18 protein-coding genes are annotated in these 20,846 nt (G+C 41.6%); 1 reads left to right on the top strand and 17 read right to left on the bottom strand.

Annotated features, from left to right (window positions below):
• Positions 1-159 precede the first annotated feature (159 nt).
• From sigG to spoIIGA, 3 genes are all read right to left on the bottom strand, one after another.
• Positions 160-939, bottom strand: a complete 780-nt coding sequence (gene sigG / locus J7I93_RS07145) for an RNA polymerase sporulation sigma factor SigG (RefSeq protein ID WP_026041699.1) — start codon at positions 937-939, stop codon at positions 160-162.
• A gap of 187 nt (positions 940-1,126) precedes the next feature.
• Positions 1,127-1,846, bottom strand: coding sequence for an RNA polymerase sporulation sigma factor SigE (sigE, locus tag J7I93_RS07140; RefSeq protein ID WP_009330857.1), 720 nt, complete (start codon positions 1,844-1,846; stop codon positions 1,127-1,129).
• Between the two features lie 44 nt (positions 1,847-1,890).
• Positions 1,891-2,829, bottom strand: coding sequence for a sigma-E processing peptidase SpoIIGA (gene spoIIGA, locus J7I93_RS07135; protein ID WP_214724716.1), 939 nt, complete (start codon positions 2,827-2,829; stop codon positions 1,891-1,893).
• 309 nt (positions 2,830-3,138) lie between these two features.
• Here spoIIGA and hmpA point away from each other — a divergent pair, with 309 nt between their 5' ends.
• Positions 3,139-4,368 carry an NO-inducible flavohemoprotein gene (gene hmpA / locus J7I93_RS07130; protein ID WP_214724714.1) on the top strand — a complete coding sequence of 410 codons (1,230 nt, stop codon included), beginning with the start codon at positions 3,139-3,141 and terminating at the stop codon, positions 4,366-4,368.
• A gap of 181 nt (positions 4,369-4,549) precedes the next feature.
• Here hmpA and ftsZ read toward each other — a convergent pair whose 3' ends face one another.
• The 14 genes from ftsZ to J7I93_RS07060 all read right to left on the bottom strand — a co-directional run bounded on the left by ftsZ (position 4,550) and on the right by J7I93_RS07060 (position 20,785).
• Positions 4,550-5,692, bottom strand: a complete 1,143-nt coding sequence (gene ftsZ, locus J7I93_RS07125) for a cell division protein FtsZ (RefSeq protein WP_214724712.1) — start codon at positions 5,690-5,692, stop codon at positions 4,550-4,552.
• Positions 5,693-5,861: 169 nt separating this feature from the next.
• On the bottom strand, positions 5,862-7,148 hold the full coding sequence (gene ftsA / locus J7I93_RS07120; protein ID WP_214724710.1) for a cell division protein FtsA: 1,287 nt from the start codon (positions 7,146-7,148) through the stop codon (positions 5,862-5,864).
• A 123-nt stretch (positions 7,149-7,271) separates the two neighbouring features.
• The gene (locus tag J7I93_RS07115; protein ID WP_214724708.1) at positions 7,272-7,634 is read right to left on the bottom strand and encodes a small basic family protein; all 363 of its coding nucleotides are present in this window, start codon (positions 7,632-7,634) and stop codon (positions 7,272-7,274) included.
• Positions 7,634-8,365 carry a DUF881 domain-containing protein gene (locus J7I93_RS07110; protein ID WP_214724706.1) on the bottom strand — a complete coding sequence of 244 codons (732 nt, stop codon included), beginning with the start codon at positions 8,363-8,365 and terminating at the stop codon, positions 7,634-7,636. The genes J7I93_RS07115 and J7I93_RS07110 overlap by 1 nt, the downstream gene beginning before the upstream one ends.
• Before the next feature lie 84 nt (positions 8,366-8,449).
• Positions 8,450-9,181: a DUF881 domain-containing protein gene (locus J7I93_RS07105; protein ID WP_214724704.1), complete on the bottom strand. Its 732-nt coding sequence runs from the start codon at positions 9,179-9,181 to the stop codon at positions 8,450-8,452.
• Complete coding sequence (locus J7I93_RS07100) at positions 9,129-9,920, bottom strand: cell division protein FtsQ/DivIB (protein WP_214724702.1); 792 nt, start codon at positions 9,918-9,920, stop codon at positions 9,129-9,131. The genes J7I93_RS07105 and J7I93_RS07100 overlap by 53 nt, the downstream gene beginning before the upstream one ends.
• Before the next feature lie 532 nt (positions 9,921-10,452).
• Positions 10,453-11,361, bottom strand: a complete 909-nt coding sequence (gene murB / locus J7I93_RS07095) for a UDP-N-acetylmuramate dehydrogenase (protein ID WP_214724700.1) — start codon at positions 11,359-11,361, stop codon at positions 10,453-10,455.
• Between the two features lie 65 nt (positions 11,362-11,426).
• The gene (gene murG, locus J7I93_RS07090; protein WP_214724698.1) at positions 11,427-12,530 is read right to left on the bottom strand and encodes an undecaprenyldiphospho-muramoylpentapeptide beta-N-acetylglucosaminyltransferase; all 1,104 of its coding nucleotides are present in this window, start codon (positions 12,528-12,530) and stop codon (positions 11,427-11,429) included.
• 558 nt (positions 12,531-13,088) lie between these two features.
• A complete protein-coding gene (gene spoVE / locus J7I93_RS07085; RefSeq protein ID WP_214724696.1) occupies positions 13,089-14,189 on the bottom strand; it encodes a stage V sporulation protein E in 1,101 nt (366 codons plus the stop codon).
• Between the two features lie 167 nt (positions 14,190-14,356).
• On the bottom strand, positions 14,357-15,709 hold the full coding sequence (gene murD, locus J7I93_RS07080; protein ID WP_214724694.1) for a UDP-N-acetylmuramoyl-L-alanine--D-glutamate ligase: 1,353 nt from the start codon (positions 15,707-15,709) through the stop codon (positions 14,357-14,359).
• Positions 15,710-16,684 carry a phospho-N-acetylmuramoyl-pentapeptide-transferase gene (gene mraY / locus J7I93_RS07075; RefSeq protein ID WP_214724692.1) on the bottom strand — a complete coding sequence of 325 codons (975 nt, stop codon included), beginning with the start codon at positions 16,682-16,684 and terminating at the stop codon, positions 15,710-15,712.
• 1 nt (position 16,685) lies between these two features.
• Positions 16,686-17,135 carry a hypothetical protein gene (locus J7I93_RS07070; protein ID WP_214724690.1) on the bottom strand — a complete coding sequence of 150 codons (450 nt, stop codon included), beginning with the start codon at positions 17,133-17,135 and terminating at the stop codon, positions 16,686-16,688.
• A 1-nt stretch (position 17,136) separates the two neighbouring features.
• Entirely contained in the window at positions 17,137-18,597 is a 1,461-nt protein-coding gene (locus tag J7I93_RS07065; RefSeq protein ID WP_214724674.1) for a UDP-N-acetylmuramoyl-L-alanyl-D-glutamate--2,6-diaminopimelate ligase, read from the bottom strand.
• 268 nt (positions 18,598-18,865) lie between these two features.
• Entirely contained in the window at positions 18,866-20,785 is a 1,920-nt protein-coding gene (locus J7I93_RS07060) for a stage V sporulation protein D (RefSeq protein ID WP_214724672.1), read from the bottom strand.
• Between the last annotated feature and the right edge of the window lie 61 nt (positions 20,786-20,846).

The following is a 20,846-nucleotide window of genomic DNA, read 5'->3' as shown; positions in this document are numbered from 1 at the left end:
TGGACCTGGCCAACTCAGGTGATTGCCTAGAAACCAGACTGGGGCATGCCTATTCTTAAACAAATACAAAATGAAATCCCAATAAAAACAAAAAGGGTTTTTGAATGACACCATTCTAAACCCCTTTTGTTGACAAACTAAAGCAGCCAAAATGGCTGCTCAGCTTTGAATATTTTTATTCATTTGTTTAATAGCGGCTTTTTCCAGTCTGGAGACCTGTGCCTGGGAAATGCCAATTTCCTCGGCCACTTCCATTTGGGTTTTTCCCTGGAAGAAGCGCTTCCTTAGAATAAGCTTTTCTCTTTCATTCAGTCTCCGCATACCTTCTTTTAATGCTATTTCCTCAATCCATTGAATATCCTTGTTTCGTTCATCGCTCAACTGATCCATCACGTAAATCGGGTCTCCACCATCATTATAGATCGGTTCAAATAAGGAGACGGGATCCTGGATCGCATCCAATGCGAAAACAATTTCCTCATGCGGAACATCGAGCTCTTTGGCAATTTCTTCAGCGGTCGGTTCTCTTGAGGTTTTACTCATCAAGCGTTCTCGCACTTGCAGCGCTTTATAAGCAATATCCCTTAATGACCGGGATACGCGTATAGGGTTATTATCCCTCAGATATCTGCGAATTTCTCCGATAATCATTGGGACTGCATAGGTGGAAAACTTAACGTTTTGACTTAAATCAAAATTATCAATAGATTTCATGAGACCGATACAGCCGACCTGGAACAGGTCATCAACAAATTCGCCTCTGTTATTAAATCGCTGGATCACACTTAAAACGAGACGCAAGTTGCCGTTGACGAGTTTTTCCCGTGCGGTTATATCCCCCTTATGCATTTGCTTGAAGAGCTCTCTCATTTCTTCGTTTTTTAAAACTGGAAGCTTTGAAGTATCAACACCGCAAATTTCTACTTTATTTCGAGTCAATCCATTTCCCTCCTCACAGGAGCTGCTGTACAAAAAACAGTATCTCCTTGAGCAGGAAAAATATGCACCGGCTATTACTCCCGCCGGATGGGCAAATGGCCAAAACATCATAACCACTAGGTTTTTCGCTTGCAAATTTTTGTAAAAAAATATTTAATAGGATTCCACAAAAACTGTTCTGAATTTTCTAGACCATCTTGTTAAATTCCTTCTTCAATCTTTTAATAATCCTTTTTTCCAGGCGGGATATATAGGACTGGGAAATTCCAAGCATATCTGCCACGTCTTTTTGGGTTTTTTCTTCGCCTGATCCAAGCCCGAACCTCAGCTCCATGATTTGCTTCTCTCTGTCTGAAAGCTGATGCAAGGCTTTTAGGAGGAGCTTTTTATCAACATTGGCTTCCAGATCCTTGGTAATGATGTCATCCTCAGTGCCAAGCACATCGGAAAGCAGCAATTCATTCCCATCCCAATCTATATTTAATGGTTCATCGAAGGAGACTTCAGAGCGAATTTTATTATTTCTTCTTAAGTACATTAGAATCTCATTCTCAATACAGCGGGAAGCGTATGTAGCCAGCTTTATTTTTTTCTCAGGGTTAAAGGTATTAACCGCTTTAATCAGACCGATTGTTCCGATGCTGATCAAATCCTCTATATTAATGCCGGTATTTTCGAACTTTCTCGCAATATAAACAACCAATCTGAGGTTTCTTTCAATTAGAATGGATCTTGCAGCTTTATCCCCTTTCGGAAGCTTGATAAGAAGCATTTCTTCTTCTTCCTTGCTGAGAGGAGGAGGGAGTGCTTCGCTGCCGCCTATATAATATACTTCATCTGTTTTGATCCCCAGCTTAATTAATAATTTATACCAATAATAGGATAAGCGAAGTTTTAACTTTTTCATGAATTGTCCTCCTTCTAAAATATGTTTCTGCAGAGTATAGTATATTAACTTACTTTTGCATCCGGCTTTGTTTTGCTTATGCCAGTAAGCATTTTAGGATGAACGATACATTGGAACGCATCGTCAGCGGAAAGCTGCTGCAGTGAAAAAGAGACTAATCCCCTTTCTGCTTCGATTATGTCATTTTCTTTTTCTATAACGATGCGATCTGGTTTAAAAGCAATGATAAGCTGATGTTCTTGTCCAACTACCTTGCAAGGAATAACCCTCATTTTATGCTCCCATTCAACGCTGATTGATTCATTGCCTAGTATAATTTCTTCAGGGTTTCCAGCAATTTTTATTATTTCCTCAGGAAATTGTTCAAGCCTGTCTTTAATCGAAATAAACATGACCGGCATCTTAGAAATAGGATCATAAAGCTGGTTGCCGCTGTCAATCAAGCCTTTGAAACGATATTCTCGTTCATTAATAACAATTAGGACTTGGACCAGGGAGTCATATTGGATTTTGGTCATTTCAATTCCTTCAATATTCCTTTTTGAAAAATGCCAGGCTAGCGGAAAGCCCAGCAGCACGAACAGCCAGCTGATTGGGTCTCCAAATCCTTTAACACTTGCTAGCATAACAGAAGAAGAAAGCTGAAAATCGAATTTAATAAAATAATGGATGCCAATTAAGGATCCTCCAATTAAAAATGTAGCAAAATAAAAAGTCATAAGTCCTTTTAAAAAAAACCGTAAACGTTTAAAGCCAAATGCAGTAAATACCATGGCAACAGAGAATAATAATTTTGTTATGGGGTGTCCAGAATAGGTATTTAATGGGGTAAAAATTAATAAAATAATAACCGAACCTATCAAGCCTCCCGCAAAAACTCTCCAGAGACGAACTTCCCTCTTTAAAATAATGGCTGTCAGATAAAGGAGAAGGCTATCAAACATAAAGTTTAATGCCCAGATAATATCCAAATATACCGCCAATTATCTTCCCCCTTAAAAAGCTAAGCACTCAAATAAACCATAGTGAAAACCTCCGAAATTCTGTGGAAGTTATGATGCTATGATTCTGTTAGAAAAAAGTATAGCGCATAACAGCAGTTAAAGTGTGTCACTTTCTGTAAGCAAAACGATAGAAATTTTCCTATTTCCCTTCGGATTTTGTCAGTATTTTTCCTTTTTTAGCTCTTTAATTGTTTTCGTTATTTTTTAATAGTGTGATGTACATCACATATTTTCTTTTTTATATGACCTATAATGACAGTGAAAATATAAAAAAGGAGTTTTGCTGTGATGCTAGACACAAAAACAATAGAAATTATTAAAAGCACTGTACCTGTACTTGAAAAACATGGCGAAGATATCACTAAAACCTTTTATAAGCTAATGTTTACAAATCATCCTGAACTATTAAATATTTTTAACCATGCAAATCAAAAGCAGGGAAGGCAGCAGAAAGCGCTTGCTAACTCTGTTTATGCCGCTGCAAAATACATTGACAAGCTTGAGGTCATCCTGCCTGTTGTAACTCAGATTGCTCACAAGCACCGATCATTAGGAATTAAACCGGAGCATTATCCAATTGTTGGGGAGCATTTAATCCTTGCAATAAAAGAGGTTCTTAAAGAAGCAGCTACCGACGAAATCATTGAGGCATGGACAAAAGCATATGGAGTTATTGCTGATGCTTTTATCGGCTTGGAAAAGAACCTTTATGATGAAGCCAGCCAGAAACCAGGCGGCTGGGAGGACTTCAGAACGTTTACCGTTACAAAGAAAGTTAAGGAAAGCGATGTAATCACATCATTCTACTTCAGTCCAGTTAATGGCGGAGAAATTGCCGACTATCTGCCTGGCCAATATATTAGTGTGAAGCTAAATATACAAGGGGAAGAATATACACACATTCGTCAATACAGCCTATCTGACTCTCCAGAAAAATCGTATTATCGCATTTCTGTCAAGAAAGAAGAAGGCACCAATGAGAAGCCGGAAGGAAAGATATCAAACTACCTTCATAATGAAGTAAAGGAAGGCGATCAAATCGAAATAAGCGCACCAGCCGGAGAATTTGTTCTTGAACAGACTGACAAACCGATCGTTCTCCTTAGCGGCGGCGTTGGTATAACCCCTATGCTGAGTATGCTTCGCCACATTGATGCTTCAGATTTGTCTAACGAAACTACCTTTATCCATGCCGCAATCAATGGAAATGTGCACGCTTTTGCTGAGGATATAAAAAATATAGAAGAAAACAATCAGTTAGTAAAAGCTTATTTCTGTTATGAAAAGCCATCCGAAAAGGATAAGGAAGAGAAGGCCTACGATAAAGAAGGCTATATAACATCTGAATGGCTAAAATCCATCGTATCCAATATGGATAGCCTGGTTTATATGTGCGGTCCTGTACCGTTTATGCAAGCTATGTACGAAGCATTGCTTGAAGCAGGTTTCAAAAAAGAAAATATCCGTTATGAATTCTTTGGTCCTTCAATGGCATTAAAAGAACCACAATCTGTATAAATCAAAAAGAGGGTGTCCTAAATGGACACCCTCTTTTTTCCGAGACAATAGCCCTATAAAATTGGCCTCTCCAATCAACACACTGCTAAATCAGCAGAAAATAGCTATTACGCAACTTTCTCGTAAAAAACCACCTGAAATCATAAACTCTGATTCCAGGTGGTTTTTTATAGTACGATCATTATCTTCTGCGATTGCGGTTGCGGAGGAAGGTTGGAATATCCAAAGCTTCTTCCGGCTGGTGTGACTGATTGCTTCTTGCAGGTTCCTGGGGAGCTTCCTCCCTCTTTTGCTCACGCTTGACCGTTCCCATGCTTGGTGCAGCTTTCGGCTGTCCAAACGAAGGTCTGGTTGGTTTTGGCTGGATGACTTCCTCGTTAAATCCGGTCGCAATAACCGTTACAACAATTTCATCCTTTAGATTTTCATTAATAACAGAACCAAAAATCATGTTCACGTCCTGGTCTGACGCAGAAGCAACAATATCAGCAGCTTCCTGGACTTCATACAGGCTTAGATTGGATCCGCCTGTGATATTCATCAGAACCCCCTGAGCGCCGTCAATTGACGTTTCAAGCAATGGTGATGAAATAGCTTTTTTGGCTGCTTCAGCCGCGCGGTTTTCGCCTGCAGCAACACCAATTCCCATTAATGCAGATCCTTTATTCGACATAATCGTTTTTACATCTGCAAAATCAAGGTTGATTAGTCCAGGTACGGCAATCAAATCGGAAATACCCTGTACACCCTGTCGAAGAACATTATCCGCTTCACGGAAAGCTTCAAGCATCGGAGTGCTTTTATCAACAATTTCTAACAGCCTGTCATTAGGAATAACAATTAAGGTATCCACAGCTTCTTTCATGGAAGCAATACCGCCGGCAGCCTGAGTTGAACGCTTTCTGCCTTCAAATGTAAATGGGCGGGTAACAACTCCAACTGTCAAGGCGCCTAGATCACGGGCGATTTGGGCAATTACCGGGGCAGCACCTGTTCCAGTTCCGCCTCCCATTCCAGCAGTAACAAATACCATATCTGCGCCTTTTAAAGCTTCTTCAACCTGCTCCTTGCTTTCTTCAGCTGCTTTTTTGCCTACCTCAGGGTTTGCACCTGCACCAAGACCTCTTGTAAGCTTTCCGCCAATTTGCATCTTCACCTCTGCCTTAGACAGGTTCAGCGCCTGTGCATCTGTGTTGACTGCAATAAATTCGACACCCTGCACACCGTGCTCAATCATTCTATTTACTGCATTGTTACCGCCGCCTCCAACGCCGATTACTTTTATCGTTGCTAATGAATCTAAATTCGTATCAAATTCCAACATGACTAATCCTCCTAATTCGTCGATATTCCTAAGAACACCTTTTTCTGATTCGCTTTTTAATTTGCACAATGAAAGAGGCTTTGCATCCTATTTCGCAGTGCTTGTCTTTTTTGATGATAGCCCAATGGCTGGTTATTCCGTTTCCAAAACCCGTGCGAATCAAATCAAGTTATTCGAAAAAGTATCCGAGGAACTTTTTAACTCTTGATGTGATTTTTTCTTCCGGCTGTTTTTCCGGCTTTGTTTTTGGTTGCGGTTGTTGTTTCTGAACTCGCTTCTCTTTTGCTTCAGGAACTGTAACTGGCTGCTCCATTCTTCTGCCCTGTATCTTGGCATTCTTGTAAGCAAACTTGATCAGTCCGACAGCTGTAGTGTACTGGGGTTCCCTTACACCAATATAATCAGGGATTGCTATGCGTACCCTATTTTGGAACACAACCTGTGCCAATTCAAGTATTCCCTGGGTATTCGCTACGCCCCCGCTTAGGACATAGCCCCCTGGAAGATCCTTTGCTCCAAGGCGCTTCACCTCGTGCTGGATAAGGTCAAATATCTCTTCCATTCTCGCCTCAATAATGTCCGATATTTCAAGCTGATTAAATTGCTGATGCTGATCACTGCCAATAATCGGAACACTGAATACTTCATCTTCGGATGCATGGTCATAGAATGCATAACCATGCTTAGTCTTAATATTTTCTGCATCTTCTGTAGATGTGCGAAGGCCAATTGATAAATCTTTTGTTATATGGTCCCCGCCCACTGGGAGTACACTGGTTGCCTTTAACACTCCATTTTCAAACAAAGCGATCGTTGTAGAACCGCCGCCAATGTCAACAAGTGCCACTCCAAGGTTCTTTTCATCTTTCGATAGTGCAAAAGCACCTGCTGCCAGCGGCTGAAGCGTAATATCCATAATTTCAAGGCCAGCACGTTCTACACAGCGCAGTGTGTTATGTAATATTGTTTTGGATCCGGTAATAATGGTGCCTTCCATTTCAAGGCGCACACCAATCATTCCGCGGGGATCGCTAATCTCGTCCAATCCGTCAACAATGAACTGTTTTGGGATGACATCAATGATATCCCTTTCAGGGGGGATAGATACGACCTGTGCCGCATCAATAACTCTAGCAACATCCTCGTCTGTAATTTCCCTGTTTTCACTGGATACTGCTACAACTCCATGTGATGGTTGAAGCATAACATGATTGCCGGTAATTCCTACAATCACATTTTTAATCTCCATTCCTATCATTCTCTCAGCCTGTTCTATTGCCTTTTTAATAGAATGAACGGTTTCGTCTATATCAACAATGGAGCCTTTGCGTAACCCTTCAGACTGCACATTGCCCACACCAATAATATTTAAAGAGTCATTGACCATTTCCCCAATGATTACTTTCACACTGGATGTACCGATGTCAAGACTAACATATATTTCATTGCTGTTCATTCTCTGGCACCTCCTTTTGTATTCCAATTATTGAACAACAATTATCTTTTTGTTGTTTGTGCAAATTTAGTAGTTTATCTATAAAATTATTCGTCAAAACTAATATATTCCCTTTTTTAAATATCAATTTTTTTCTGTTTTTTCGTGGTTTTGGGACCATTTTGCGATTAAAATGCGCCTAATTACCGCAATATTTTGGAAAAGCCTGACTCCAAACGCAAAAACGGCTGCTAAATACAAGTCTACACCAAGATGAACACCCAGAAAAGCTAAACTTGCGGCGAGCAAAATATTGAAAAAGAATCCGGATACGAAAACTTTTTCATCATAGATATTTTGAAGCTGTGCCCGAATTCCTCCGAATAGAGTGTCCAGCGCAGCAAGGACAGCAATGGATAAGTAATTTGAGTATTCATCGGGGATTTTTATATCCGTCAATAGACCAAGTATAACCCCGATGATTAATCCTAAAATAGGAAGCCACATTATGATTTGCCTCCTTCTTCAGGTTTCACAGGCTCCATATATCTGATTCTGAGTGCATCGTCATAAGCCGGAATGGTAACTGGTCCTTCAGGTTTATGGACCTTTACCCGTAGATTATCTATGAAAAATTCCTCTGCCGATTTTGATACTTGCATTCTGTTAAACAGCTTCTCGGCTGACTGAGCGTTCTCTGTTATCACTTTAATTTCAATGGGCAGCCGGTTGAGTGCGTATCCGTCAACCATTGTTTCCCTGTTAATATCACGGATAACAGTAGTGTTAATGACCCGCCTCCCATCAATAGAAATATGCTGGGCATCATACATATTCAGTTCATTAACTAGCCTTTTCAGTAAATCAGGCGAGACAGATTCGACTTGTTTGCCTAATAGAAGCTCCTCATAAACTGGTTCAATGGCCAAAATAATCCCCGGTCCTGTCACTTCACTTAATCCGGCTTCCATTCTTAATTCCTCCAGCGTTTCACGCAGCACTTGTTCCTTGCTTTGTTTGCGCTTTGTTTCATACTGGGCAATCTTCTCTTCGTTTGAACTTATCTCGCGAAGCAGCTTCAATTGCAATTCCTTTTCTTTTAGCAAATCTTCTCTTAACTGCCATGTATCCCTCGTATCACGAACTACAGGTTCTTTTACAGTTTGAAATTGTATGGCAATCATAAAGCCAATGACTACCGTAATAAAAGTAAAGCTGAGTTTCTTTTTGCTGTCCACTTTAATTCCACCTTACTTTCCCGTATAGATCCTTTTGTGGACACATCTTTACATCAAAAGGGAAGAATATTGAATTGGTCGGCTTTAAGTTCCCAGTAACGGTTCCATTATAACTTCATCTTTTTTTTCCAATGTGAACTTGATGTTTTCATCTACCAGTGTATCCTTAACCCCGCCTGTTAAATTCAGAGCTGACGAAAGGACATCCGCATCACCAATAGCCGTGATGACAAAAGGTGCAGGATGCTGGTAGCCGTCTACTTCAATCACAGGCCCATTGCAAACTACATAAGAGCTGTGGGATAGTCTCTGACCGTTAATGGAGACAGCTGCAGCACCGGAAATATAAAGTTCATTAACGACCTTAAATACATGGTGTTCATGAACAATATAATTATTGATGTTTTCCTCATCTGGATTATAGTCTCCATCTGCAAGGGTAACCTCTACACCCTCACCCTTTACCTTTACTTTACCGAGGTGCATCCTGTATTTTTCAGCATCCTCAGCAAGGTTAAAATAGACCTGAGCTTCCTGGGACAGCTCTCTTTCAATTTCCAGGACATTTTCCTGCTTCTGATTCAGTTCCTTCTGAAGCGCCCTGTTTTTTTCCTCCAGTTCAACCAGCTGATTTCGAAGTTCCAAATCTCTTTCCCATTGCTTTCCCGTCAGAGCGGTTTTTTCATTTTCCCCCTGGGTAAGATGGTAGGAAAAGGCCATCATATAACCCAGTACCAGAAAGACCAATGAGAAAATGACGTGATTACCCTTCACCTTCAGTTTCTTCTTCAACCTTTTCAGCTCCCTTTGTTTCATAAGCTTTAAAATAAGAGCCTACTTCTAAGTCAATGATGCCTTTTTTTTCAGGGTCCAGCTGGCTTACGATAGAAGGATAATGTGCCATTTTTTCTGAAAAACTTCTTAAAGTAGCACTAACCTCAAAACCATCATTCATATACAGAGTAATATGAAAAGAATCAGTTTCTTTAGGAGTATGCTGTATCTCGGATATGGAATTTAAAACTTCTTCAGGCAAGGTCTCCAGTTCCCCAATCATCATGTCGAGTATATCCCCTTCTGAAAATCCGCTAAGGATAGGAGCGTTAACAGGAATCTCGGCTACCTTTACATCCTTTAAAATTTTCCCATTCTCCAACACAGGCAAATAATGTTTCTCTTTTGTTATGTAGGCAATGCGCTTTAGTTCATCCACCTTAATGGCAATTGTGTGAGGCAAATGAATTTTCACATCGGAAGATTTAATTTCAGGCAGCTCTTTAAGCTTACCCTCGATAACCTCTTCTTCAACCTTCCAAATATTTGTTTTTTCAGTAACACCGCTGATTTGTATTATTTCTTCTTTATCATAAATTGAATTTCCGGATACCCTGATTTGTTTAATGTGGCTTAAGGGCGATTGAAAGTAAATAACTAAAACAATGAGCGAAAAGAAAAGCAGAAGCAAAAAAATGAGCCTTCTATTCGCTTTTTTACGCCTCTGCTGTTTCAGCTTTGGTATTCGATCCTCAAGCGAAACAACCTTACTTTTCTCCACTTTAAATTCACCCCACATAGAAAAGCGCAGGGCTTCCGCCCAACAGAGTTACACATACTAGGAGTCCCCACCGAAAGATAATGCTCGGCCGCGGGATGTTTCGCTGCAGCAGTCCTGCAGCCCGTCGCCGTACCCTCTGCTCCCAAAAGCAGCCGCTTTTGGCCGTGCGCTGAAAATGGTGATGCAGCCTGCCTGCTCCGTAATAATCAAGGCCACGAGCTGATGGCGCCTGGATAGACAATATTAAGGTGCTATTATCTATCCATTACCCCCAGGCGGTTTGCCCTATTTTGGAGCCAGGCAGTACTTTGCATCTAAAGATAATTTCTTAGAAAATAGGAAAAACGAATACACGGGCGACCGTTCCCTTATACACCCTATCGAACGGCTTGTCCAATTTTACTGAAGCAAGATAAATAGGGAAGAGAACGGCATGCTTTCCATGCCGTTTCAAAAAAAAAAATACATTGATTTGCACGTCTAAGAAATTATTATATCACAATAAATGGAATTCGTAAGGTATTATTCCCCGTTACTTTCGGCCGATTATCTCTACTTCAGTTTCCATTTTCACACCATACAAATCAAATATTGTTTCCTTGACATGCTGGATTAAAGCAAGCACATCTTCAGCTTTTGCATCCCCTGCATTTACAATAAAATTCCCGTGCATATCGGATATTTGTGCTCCGCCTATTGAATGGCCCTTCAAACCTGCTTTTTCTATCAGCTGGCCAGCATAGTCAGGCAGAGGGTTTCGGAAAATGCTCCCCGCACACGGGTAGTTCCATGGCTGGGTTTCCTTGCGGTAATCCTTGTTTTTTTGCATTGCAGAAGAAATCAATTCCCTGTCCCCCTCTGTCAGCTGAAATACAGCTTCAGCTACGATTCCAGGCCGTTTTTTCTGTAGGACCGATGTTCTATAGGAGAATTCCATTTCTTCATTTGACAGCCATTCCATCTTCCCATCCTCGAATAGTATATGGGCTTTGGTTAATATTTGAGAAATATCAGACCCATGAGCACCTGCATTCATATAAACGGCACCTCCGATAGAACCTGGAATACCGCTTGCGAATTCAAGGCCTGATAAACCTTTTTTGCTGATGATCGTTGAAAGGGCAACTAAGGAATAGCCCCCCCCTGCCTTTAACTCCGTACCATTAAGCTCCATTTCATCCATGCCTCGGCCCAGCTTAATAACCGCACCTTCAATGCCGCCATCGGAAACAAGCAAATTTGAGCCTCTTCCAATTGCAGTCCATTTCATTTTATACTGACGGATCTGTTCCATCGTTTTCGCAAGGTTTTCTATGGATGAAGGCTCTATAAACAAATCGGCAGGACCGCCAATTTTCATAGTTGTATGATTGGCCATTGGCTCGTTTTCTTTGACTGTGCCAATATTCAAATCTCTAAGCTTGCTGATAAATTCGTCCATATATACCTCCCTTTCTCTTTATTGCATCTAAATTTATTTATACTATGCATATGTGGCCTTCAAGGCTACTTTTGCTTACTGGAAACCAATTCCGCCATAATACCGTATAGCCTTTTTGCCGCGTCAGGGATTCCTAAATTGCTGGAAGCCTTCTTCATATCATTCATTTTATTTGGATTGAGAATAATTTTGTCAATGTGATCAATGAGTTTCTTGCCTGTTAACTCTTTTTCGAGGAGCAGTTCTGCAGCTCCATGGTCGCTTAATGCCCTTGCGTTCTTTTCCTGGTGGTTGTTGGTCACATACGGGCTTGGGATTAAAATGCTGGGTATGCCCAAGGAAGTGATCTCCGCTAATGTTGTAGCACCTGCACGGGAAACCACAAGATCAGCACCCGCAAGAACTTCCGGCATATTATGGATGAACGGCTTGATAATTACATTTTCTGGGCTGCCGACCAGTTCAACCTCTTTCCTGACATCCTCGTAGTGAACATCACCGGTAATATATAAAACCTGATAAGGCTTTTCTCCAAGCTCAGCAAGTGTCTTTAGAACCGCATCGTTTATCGGTCTGGCCCCCCTGCTGCCTCCAAAAATCAGAACAGCGGGCATGCTAGTCTTCAAACCTGCGGACAGCCTTCCCTTCATACCATCCTGTCCCAGTACTTCAGAAGCACGAGGATTGCCTGTTAAAATAGTTTTATTATCAGGAAAAAATGATTTTGCTTCTTCAAAACAGACTGCAATGCGATCTACATATCTGCTAAGAAACTTATTAGTTAATCCCGGAACACTGTTTTGTTCATGTATGACAGTCGGTATGCCGAGCTTTGCCGCAGCATAAACCACAGGGCCGCATACATATCCGCCCGTTCCAATCACAATGTCTGCTTTGAAGTCTTTTAGCATTTTTTTGCTTTCACGGACTCCCTTTAAAAACCTTAACACTGTTTTTACATTTTCTAAAGAAATCTTCCTCTTAAAACCGGTAATATGTATAGACTTAAAAGGTATGTTTTCACGTTTGACTATCGTATTTTCCAATCCTTTTTCAGTGCCTATATATAGAAATTCGGCATCTCTATGTTCTTTTTGAATTTCTCTTATGAGCGCAAGGGCCGGATATATATGTCCGCCAGTCCCCCCGCCGCTAACCGCTATTTTCATTCTTTCACCTCTTGAAAGAGCCTTATTAAAAGACTCTGTTAAAACTTTCCTTTTTATTTCCGCTCCATTCACTCAGCGAACTGCCTGGTCTCCCTTTGACACGCTTATTAGCAGAATTAGAATTAGCTTCCCTGGTTTACACCTCACGAAGGAAATGCGAGGACTTCTTCGAGGACCTTACACACTCTGCTCCAAACAAATGGGTGCCAAAATCATCATTTAGGTTTAACACAGCCTATATATAAAAAAAGAAAAAGTTCGTTTACAAACTAGGACTAATGTCCATCACTGCTCTTTTCTTTTTCCAAGATGACTATCCAACGTTTGAGTGAGCACTCTTCCTTTGGAAAAAATCACTCCCCTGCTTTACCCTATTCTACTATATTTAAAACGAATAGATAGGAACGGATACCATAATGTTAAAGAATTGTAATAATGCAAGCCTCTCATTGTCAATAAATCATAATGTCCGAAAAGGTTATTGCCATTTTTTTCCGCCTCCAAAAAAGAAACCCTGTATGACAGGGTTTCACGAATCATGCGTCTTTAAAGCAACTGCTAGTACCGTGCATAACGGCTTATATTTAATAGAACTCCGATAGCCATAAGCATAAGAGTTAACGACGAGCCTCCATAACTCAAAAAAGGAAGTGTAATGCCGGTAACGGGCATTAAGCCGGTGACAACCCCTATATTTATCATTACCTGAATGGCAACCATGGCAATAATCCCTACAGCCAAAAAACTTCCGTAAAGGTCAGGTGCCCCCAATGCAATCCTGATCCCACGCCATAAAAGCAGCGCGAATAATAATATAACAAATGAACCGCCGATAAAACCCAGCTCTTCAGCTAAAATTGCAAATATAAAATCCGTTTGCGGCTCCGGAAGATAGAAAAACTTTTGTCTGCTTTGGCCCAGTCCCAAACCAAACAATCCACCCGGGCCGATGGCATAAAGAGATTGAATAATCTGGAATCCGCTGCCCAATGGATCTTCCCATGGATCAAGGAAAGATGTAATCCTCTTAATTCTGTAAGGAGCCGACAAAACCAGTGCAACAAACCCCGCCAAACCAGCGACACCAAACCATACAAAATGGCTGATTCTGGCTCCTGAGATAAAGATCATAACCACACAAGTCCCAACCATTACAGTTCCTGTCCCTAAGTCAGGCTGAAGCATAATTAATCCGAATGCCAAAAAAACAAGGCCTAAAGATGGAACAAGTCCTTTTCTAAAAGATGTAATGAGCTTCTGCTTTTCGGATAGGAACTTTGCCATAAAGACGATCATGGCAAGCTTCATAAATTCTGAAGGCTGCACAGAAAATGCGCCAACTCCAATCCAGCTTCTGGAACCATTTCGCACATTGCCAATTCCCGGAATTAACACCAGAAGCAGAAGCACAAAACAAACTATAATTAACACTTTGGCCCATGTTCTCCACGTCCAATAATCCACATTCATAATAAAAAACATGGCAACGATGCCAACGCCTGCAAAAAGCATCTGCCTTTTAGCAAAGAAAAAGGAATCATCAAATTTATAGTCTGCCCATATCGCACTTGCACTATAAACCATGGTCAAGCCTACAGCAAGCAGCATAAACGTGACAATCATTAATATAATGTCGGGAGTGGTTCTTTTTGTCGGCAACACAATACACCTCGTATGCAAGTTTTAGGGCTGATCAGGTAGCAAGTCCCCAGCGGCAGGTTGGGCCCTCCAGGTGTTTTTTGCTTATCCGATTAAAAAGCTCTAAATGTGCCGCGAAGCAGATGTATGCCTAAGCTGTTCTTTCCTCTAGTCCCGCAGACAAGCCCTTATTTAAGCTTATGCACCGCATCTATAAACATGTCTCCCCGAACCTCAAAAGTTTTATATTGGTCCCAGCTTGCACAAGCCGGAGAAAGCAGAATGACATCTCCAGGCTCAGAAAGCTTAAAGGCAGAAGGTACGGCTTTTTCAACATTATCGACACGCTCGATTGTTTTTATTCCGGCTTCCAAAGCCGCCTTCTCAATCTTTTCTGCTGTTTGTCCAAAGGTAACTAGAGCTTTAACCCTTTTTAAAGATGGGATTAACTCATCAAAACTATTTCCTCGATCAAGCCCTCCAGCCAGAAGAATGACAGGATCGCTGAAAGCAGACACTGCATTTTTCGTTGCCAAAATATTAGTTGCTTTTGAATCATTATAAAATTTTCTGCTCTGGTATTCAGCCACATATTGCAAACGGTGTTTCACACCTGCAAATGTACTTAAAACACTAATAATTGCTTCATTTCCAACCCCCGTCAGCTTGGCTGCAGCCACCGAGGATAATATATTCTCAAGGTTATGCGCCCCCGGCAAGGTGACATCTTTTCTTTCCATCACCTTTTCGCCATTGAAGCAAATCCATCCATCTTTAACATAAGCGCCTTCAGACAGCTCTTTTAATGATGAAAAAGGGATAATTTTTGCTTTGGATCCTGCTGCAGCTTCCATAACTTCCCGCTGGTCGGCATTAACTATTAAATAATCGCTGCTTGTCTGGTTCATCGTAATATTCGCTTTGGCAGCATGATACTCTTCTCTTGTTCCATGATAGTCCAAATGGGCATCATAAAGATTGGTCAATATGGCAATCCGCGGCCTGAACTCCCTTATTCCCATGAGCTGAAAGGATGATAGTTCAATAACGATATGGTTCTCTTCAGAAGCTTCCTGGGCAACCTCTGACGCAACAGTACCGATATTACCGGCAATCAGCGGTTTTTTGCTGCCGGCCAGAAGCATTTCAAATACCAGTGTAGTTGTTGTCGTTTTTCCATTTGTACCCGTAATGCCAATAAAAGGAGCTTCAGATACCTGATAAGCAAGCTCTACTTCTGTAATAACAGGGATACCTTTTTCCTGAGCACCTTTAATCATTGGATTATGGTATGGGATTCCAGGATTTTTAACTATTAGCTCAAAGCCTTCTTCTAGCAGTTCAATTGGATGGCCTCCACAAATAACAGTAATTCCTTGCTCAAGCAGCCCCTGGGCTTCAGGGTTTTCCGCGAGAGGCTTAAAGTCATTTACCGTAACAAATGCTCCTAGTTTATGTAAAAGGGAGGCTGCACCCACTCCGCTTTTTGCCAGCCCCAATACTAATATTTTTTTATGTCGATAACGATTAATTTCCTTCACTTACACCCACACCTCAATATAGATTCCGAGAATTGCAAACAGAAGGCCAACAGTCCAGAAGGTTACAACAACCCGCCATTCAGACCACCCTACCAGTTCATAATGATGATGGAGCGGGCTCATTCGAAAAATACGCTTCCCGGTCGTTTTAAAAGAAGCTACCTGAAGAATAACGGACAGCGTTTCTATAACAAAAACACCGCCAATAATAATTAATACGATTTCCAGCTTCGTGAGTATGGCAATCGTTGCAATTGCCCCGCCTAAAGCCAGCGAGCCTGTATCCCCCATAAACACCTTTGCAGGGTGGGCATTAAATACAAGAAAGCCCAATACAGATCCAACGACTGCAACAGAAAAAATCGATATTTCAAATTGCGATTGGTTCCAAGCCAATACCGCAAAAGCCCCAAAAGCAATAGCCGCGGTGCCTGAAACAAGACCATCAAGGCCATCCGTAAGATTTACGGCATTAGAGAACCCTACAAGCCAGAAAATAATAAAGAATACATACCACCAGCCCAAATCAAAAGAAAGGTCTGTGAGCGGGATATGTACTTCAGTGGAAAAGTCATTTTGCTTGAAAACAAAATAAAATATAACCGAAATAATGATTTGGCCCAAAAGTTTTTGCTTAGAGGTAAGACCTAAATTCCGCTTCATGGCTACCTTGATAAAGTCATCCAGGAACCCTAGAAGCCCGAAGCCCAAAGTAACCAATAATAATAAATAGGTTTTAACTGTAGGCTCCGCAAATTTCCCTGTCATCAGCAGGGTTGTTGCAGTAATTGAGAGAAGGATCATAATCCCTCCCATCGTAGGTGTTCCTGTTTTTTTCTGATGGGATTTTGGTCCTTCCTCACGAATACTTTGCCCGAATTTTAATCTTCTCAAGAAGGGAATAAAAATGGGAGAAAGCAATACTGTAATTAAAAACCCAGCTAAAATAGTGAAAAAAACTACTTGCTCCATCATATTATCCCCTCCTTTCGTTCATGGCATTTCTGGCAGCTTCATTTAATTTTTCAGCCATCACAGCAATATCATATGTTGCTTCGTTTTCATTAAGACTTTTTTCATCTAAAAAAAGGAAATTTGTTGTGTTGATCGTTTCTTCTGCGTTGCTTAATTTTTCTATATATGATTCCATGATATCCTTTAAGCCTTTCGTTAAGTCATTTGTATAAAAAACAGGAAAATGATTAGGTGTATATGCCGGTACCTCGTCCTTCTCATTCCAAAGGGCAGCCACTGCCCCATTTTCAATCGCTTCTTTCAGATTGCCTGATTCTTCTATAGGGAGATAGATTCCTTTCGGCTGTACGATCGATGAGGAAGCCGCTACCGTATGAAATTGCAGCTCATTGTCCTTTATCCCTGTTGTATTTGGAAACAATTTCGCTAAATCACCATACGTTAAATACATTTTATCGCTCCTCTATCGCCTCTTTAGCAACTAACCGGTCATCAAAGTCAAAAACCTGATTCCCGATAATCTGATAGGTTTCATGTCCTTTGCCGGCTATCAATATCACATCGCCCTCACAAGCATTTCTTACCGCATAGTGAATGGCCTCTTTCCGGTCGACAATCGTCTTATATTTTTCGCCTTTTGCTCCCTCTTCCATATCCCTTAAAATCTGGAGAGGATCTTCGCTGCGCGGGTTATCTGAAGTAAATATTGGGTCGGTACTGTATTGACATGCAATTTCCGCCATAAGCGGCCTTTTGGAGCGGTCTCTGTCCCCACCGCAGCCGACAACTGCAAATATCCTTTTCTGGGCGAATTGCTTTACAGTTTCCAAAGCATTCTTAAGGCTGTCAGGAGTATGTGAATAGTCGACTATTACAGAGAAATCTTGCCCTGCATCTACCGTTTCAAACCTGCCGGAAACACCTTTTACTTCCTCGACAGATTCAATGATTTCCGTGATCGGTATTCCTGAGGCAACTCCTGCTCCTATACTGGCAAGTACATTGTATACGCTAAATTTCCCTATCATTTTAAGTGATACTTTGTGCCTCCCGAACGGGCTGGATAAATCAAAGGCTGTACCAGCTGAAGTCATTTCAATATTGACTGCACGAAGGTCTGCTTCATGATCAATTCCGTATGTCAGTATATGTGCTGCAGTGGACTTTTCATACTCGGCAGAAGCCGGGTCATCCGCGTTTAATATCGCATACTTGGGCCTTTCATGGTTAAAGGCACTTCCCAGCTGCGCAAAAAGCAGCCCCTTCGCCCTGCGGTATTCATCCATTGTTTTATGATAATCAAGGTGATCCTGAGTCAAGTTAGTAAACACAGCTACATCAAAATCACAGCCATGGACACGCCCCTCATCCAGCGCATGGGATGAAACTTCCATAACAGCGGAGTCCACGCCAGAAACTGCCATTTTTTCAAATGTGCTTTGGAGGGTAAGGCTTTCGGGTGTCGTATTTTTCACTTCAAAAGTTTGTTCCCCGATTTTTGTATACATTGTTCCAATTAAACCGGTTTTCCGGCCCGCATCAGCAAGGATTTTTTCAACCAGGTGACTTGTTGTCGTTTTTCCGTTAGTACCGGTTATTCCAATCAGGTGAAGCTTATGGCTTGGCTGCCCATAAAAAGCATCAGCCAGCACAGCCATGGCCCTTCTCGTGTTCTTTACCAAAATCACTGGTATATCCAAATCCAATTCCTTCTCGGCAACAACAGCAGCAGCTCCTTTTTCTGCAGCTGAAGCAGCAAAGTCATGCCCGTCAACCGTATAGCCTTCTATACAAACAAATAAGCTTCCATCTGTTACTTGCCGGTTATCGTTGACAATTGATGTGATTTCCGGATTATCCCCCTTGTAAGACATATATGGCTGCAGATATTGCAGCAGCGTATGTAATTTCATGTCATTCATTCCTCTCATTCTAAAGCAGCGCCCTTTGTTTTCCTCTTTATTTAGCATTCTGGTTCCTTGCAGATTAAAACTCTTTTTAATCCCCAGCTTTAAAATTAGAACCAATCAGTTACGATTCCAAAATCATGGCGATATATATTGTACATGATAATTAGCTTTTTAGCCATTTAATCATATACCTTTTCGCAATGTGATGTTAATTACTTTTTTCTCCAAAAATAAAAATTCAGGCGGCGCTTATCGTGCCGCCCTCTGGCAGTTATTCTTTGTCATCAAAGTACAGACGGATGGTTGAGCCTTCCTTAAGCTTTATACCCGGTTGGGGCGTTTGCTTAACCACTGTATTGCCTGTGCCGCTCGCATCTATTTTTAAGTTAAGGTATAGTTCTCCCAAATCTTTCTTCGTCATGCCGACCATGTCAGGAACTTCAATCATTGGAGAGTCCATCCAGGTTAGCTCTTTTTCAATTTGGTTTTTTCTGGGTTTTACACCCATAGCCCTCAAACTGTCTCCCATAATCTCCCCAACAATTGGTGCGGCAACAACTCCCCCAAACTGAACGGTTCCTTTTGGATTGTCTACTGCAACATAGACTACAAGCTGCGGATCATCTGCTGGAGCAAAGCCGATAAAAGATACAATATGGTTATTTTCAAGGTAACGGCCATTTTGAGCCTTTTGCGCCGTTCCTGTTTTGCCGCCAACACGGTAGCCGTCAACAAATGCTTTTTTACCAGAGCCCTTGGCAACAACGGATTCCAGTGCAAGCCGAATTTCATCGGATGTTTCTTTTGAGATTACTTTTCTCTTAGCCTCAGGTGATTTTTTCATCAAAATTTCACCGTTAGCCGGATTAATTAATTCTTTTGCTATATATGGCGTATATAAGGTCCCGCCGTTAACTGCCGCCGAGATCGCAGCAGCTTGCTGGATGGGAGTAACGGAAACACCCTGTCCAAATGCAGTGGTTGCCTGCTCAACCGGGCCTACACGATCAAGGTTAAACAAAATCCCCTTGCCTTCACCCTGAAGATCTATGCCTGTTTTTTCCCCGAAACCAAAATCACGAATATATTTAAATAACTTCTCCTTTCCTAATCGCTCTCCAAGTTCTACGAAACCAGGGTTGCAGGAGTTCTGGACAACTTCCAGGTATGTCTGACTGCCATGGCCGCCTTTCTTCCAGCATCTTAGCCTTGCACCCCCAACCTCAACAAACCCCGGATCATGGAAGTGATCTTTCTCCAAGTCTACCTTGCCCTCTTCCAAAGCAGCTGCCAGAGTAATAATCTTAAACGTGGAACCCGGCTCATAGGTACTCCAGATTGGGAGGTTCCGGTTGTAAATTTCCGGGGGCACGTTTCTAAAGTTAGCAGGGTCAAAATCAGGCCGGCTCGACATGGCCAGGATTTCCCCGTTGTTCGGATTCATAGCGATAGCAATAATGCCATCAGGATTATATTCAGCCTGGGCTATATCAAGCTCCCTTTCAACTATCGTTTGGATCTTTGAATCGATCGTCAGTTTAAGATCCATTCCGTCCACAGGAGGCTTGTAGTCGTCCGCCATATCGTTCATGCGCTCGCCCTTGGCATTCGCATAAAATTTCACTGAACCTTCTTTTCCTTTAAGTTCTTCATCATAGTATAACTCAAGGCCCATTAAACCCTGATTGTCAATACCGGCAAAACCGAGGACGTGGGAAAGATAGTTCCCAAATGGATAATGGCGCTTTGAGTCTTCGCCAATATAGACGCCTTCTATTTCTAAAGAGCGAATCTCCTTTGCTTTTTCATGGGAGATTTTTCGTCCTTCAGGAATTTTTACGCTGGATGCTCTTTTGGTGATGAGCTGATAAGCTTTTTCCTTCGACATATTCAAGACAGCAGCCAATTTTTCCGAAGCATCTGCAGGATCCTTAATTTGCCTTGGGACAACATAGACTGTTGGCGCACTGACATTAGTGGCAAGCGGAATTCCGTTTCGATCTACAATTTCTCCTCGCTCCGGTTCAAAAGGAATATCCCTGCTCCAGAGTTCCTTTGCGCCATCAGTAAGCATATTGCCAAGAAAAAACTGAACATACCCAAGACGCAAATCGATAATAAAAAAGACTAGAATACCAACGAACAAAGCTACAGTCAACCGTTTCCGAACGGTTACATTTGAAACACGCATGTACGAACGAACCTCCTTAGATTATGGCTCGTTCAAATATATGCTTGTACCCATATGAATA

Origin of the sequence: Bacillus sp. ISL-47, from assembly GCF_018613175.1 — a bacterium.
In the GTDB taxonomy this organism is placed as follows: Bacteria; Bacillota; Bacilli; order Bacillales; family Cytobacillaceae; genus Cytobacillus.
This window is presented reverse-complemented; position numbering and strand designations above follow the sequence as displayed.

Coding starts and splice junctions, on each gene's coding strand:
- sigE (WP_009330857.1), bottom strand. CDS start 1,846: ATGAAAAAGTTAAAACTTCGCTTATCCTATTATTGGTATAAATTATTA.
- hmpA (WP_214724714.1), top strand. CDS start 3,139: ATGCTAGACACAAAAACAATAGAAATTATTAAAAGCACTGTACCTGTA.
- ftsZ (WP_214724712.1), bottom strand. CDS start 5,692: ATGTTGGAATTTGATACGAATTTAGATTCATTAGCAACGATAAAAGTA.
- ftsA (WP_214724710.1), bottom strand. CDS start 7,148: ATGAACAGCAATGAAATATATGTTAGTCTTGACATCGGTACATCCAGT.
- J7I93_RS07115 (WP_214724708.1), bottom strand. CDS start 7,634: ATGTGGCTTCCTATTTTAGGATTAATCATCGGGGTTATACTTGGTCTA.
- J7I93_RS07105 (WP_214724704.1), bottom strand. CDS start 9,181: ATGAAACAAAGGGAGCTGAAAAGGTTGAAGAAGAAACTGAAGGTGAAG.
- murB (WP_214724700.1), bottom strand. CDS start 11,361: ATGGACGAATTTATCAGCAAGCTTAGAGATTTGAATATTGGCACAGTC.
- murG (WP_214724698.1), bottom strand. CDS start 12,530: ATGAAAATAGCGGTTAGCGGCGGGGGGACTGGCGGACATATATATCCG.
- mraY (WP_214724692.1), bottom strand. CDS start 16,684: ATGATGGAGCAAGTAGTTTTTTTCACTATTTTAGCTGGGTTTTTAATT.
- J7I93_RS07070 (WP_214724690.1), bottom strand. CDS start 17,135: ATGTATTTAACGTATGGTGATTTAGCGAAATTGTTTCCAAATACAACA.
- J7I93_RS07065 (WP_214724674.1), bottom strand. CDS start 18,597: ATGAAATTACATACGCTGCTGCAATATCTGCAGCCATATATGTCTTAC.
- J7I93_RS07060 (WP_214724672.1), bottom strand. CDS start 20,785: ATGCGTGTTTCAAATGTAACCGTTCGGAAACGGTTGACTGTAGCTTTG.